1 protein-coding gene and 2 pseudogenes are annotated in these 1,524 nt (G+C 71.5%); 1 reads left to right on the top strand and 2 read right to left on the bottom strand.

The window, feature by feature from the left end; all coding sequences use genetic code 11:
* A pseudogene (locus C5O18_RS09420) lies at positions 1 to 310 on the bottom strand (ABC transporter permease); the annotation flags it as partial.
* A pseudogene (locus C5O18_RS09415) lies at positions 310 to 929 on the bottom strand (ABC transporter ATP-binding protein). The pseudogenes C5O18_RS09420 and C5O18_RS09415, both read right to left, overlap by 1 nt.
* 4 nt (positions 930 to 933) lie before the next feature.
* On the opposite strand from C5O18_RS09415, the gene C5O18_RS09410 reads away from it, so the two are divergent.
* Positions 934 to 1,524, top strand: a 591-nt coding sequence (locus C5O18_RS09410; protein WP_105193369.1) for an arylesterase, incomplete at its 3' end; no start/stop codon positions are given.

Below are 1,524 nucleotides of genomic sequence, written 5' to 3'. Positions count from 1 at the left end.
CGGCCTTCACCGAGGCGAGCTGGAAGTCATCGCCATGCTGCAGCATGCTGGAGAATTCGGTCACCGTGGTGCTCACCAGACCGAGGCGGGCGGCTTCCTCCAGGCTTTCGGCGCGCAGCGGACGGCTGCTCGACAGCACCAGGTCGGCGCCGATCAGGCTGGCGGCCTGGCGCTTCAGGCCATCCTCCAGGCTGGCGCTGAAGAAGCGCAGGCTGGTGGTCGCCGCCACGGCCAGGATCAGCGCCGCCAGCAGCAGCCAGAGCTCGCCGTGACGCAGGTCGCGCCAGAGCAGGCGCCAGGCCAGGGGCATCAGAGCTGCTCCGCGGCGGCGTGGCTGTCTTCGACCAGGCGGCCGGCCTCCAGGCGCAGCCGGTGCTGGCAGCGCGCCGCCAGGTGCTCGTCGTGGGTGACCAGGATCAGGGTGGTGCCGGCGTCCTGGTTGGCCTGGAACAGCAGGTCGATGATCTGCGCGCCGGTGGCGCGGTCAAGGTTGCCGGTGGGTTCGTCGGCGAACAGGATGGCCGGCGCGCCGGCGAAGGCGCGCGCGATGGCGACGCGCTGCTGTTCGCCGCCGGAGAGCTGGCGCGGCGTGTGCTGCAGGCGGCCGGCGAGGCCGACGCGGGCGAGCCAGTCGCGCGCCGCGGCAGCGGCGGGGCGGCCGGCCAGCTCCAGCGGCAGGCGCACGTTCTCCTCGGCGGTCAGGTGCGGCAGCAGCTGGAAGTTCTGGAACACGAAACCGATGTGGCGCTGGCGCAGGGCCGCGCGGGCATCCTCNTGGACTTGCCCGAGCCCGAGCTGCCGACGATGGCGACCGACTCGCGTGGTTTGATGCGCAGGCTGATGTCATGCAGTATGACCAGCTCGCCGTCCTGCGTTGCTACCGACTGATGCAGCTGGCGGGTCTCGATCAGCCACGGGGAGGATGTCATCGTCATGCGTTTCCGGTTCTGTTTCTGGCGCGCTGGCGTGCCTGTCCTGCTGGCCGTGCTGGTGGCCTGGCTGCCGGTGTCCGCATTCGCGCAATCCGGGCAGGCGGCCGCCCGCACGGGCGAAACCTCGGTGATTCTCATTCACGGCGATAGTATCAGCGCGGCTTACGGGCTGGAAATCCGTCAGGGCTGGGTGAGTCTGCTGCAGGCACGGCTCGACCGCGAACTGCCCGGCCGCTGGCGGGTGGTGAACGGCAGCGTCAGCGGCGAGACCAGCAGCGGCGGCCTGTCGCGGCTGCCGGCGCTGCTCGCGCGCCACGCCCCGGCGGTGGTGGTGATCGAGCTGGGCGGCAATGACGGTCTGCGCGGTCAGCCGCCGGCCCTGCTGCGCAGGAACCTGGTGGCCATGGCCGGTCTGGCGGAGAAGGCCGGCGCGCGCGTCGTGCTGCTGGGCATGAAGCTGCCGCCCAGCTACGGCGGCGCCTACACGCGTGCCTTCGAGAAGGCCTTCAGCGATGCCGCCGGCGAGACCGGCACGCCGCTGCTGCCGTTCCTGCTCGAGGGTGTCGGCGGCGACGAGCGCTACATGCAGCGC

Origin of the sequence: Amnimonas aquatica, assembly GCF_002943415.1 — a bacterium.
GTDB lineage: Bacteria > Pseudomonadota > Gammaproteobacteria > Pseudomonadales > Moraxellaceae > Perlucidibaca > Perlucidibaca aquatica_A.
This window is presented reverse-complemented; position numbering and strand designations above follow the sequence as displayed.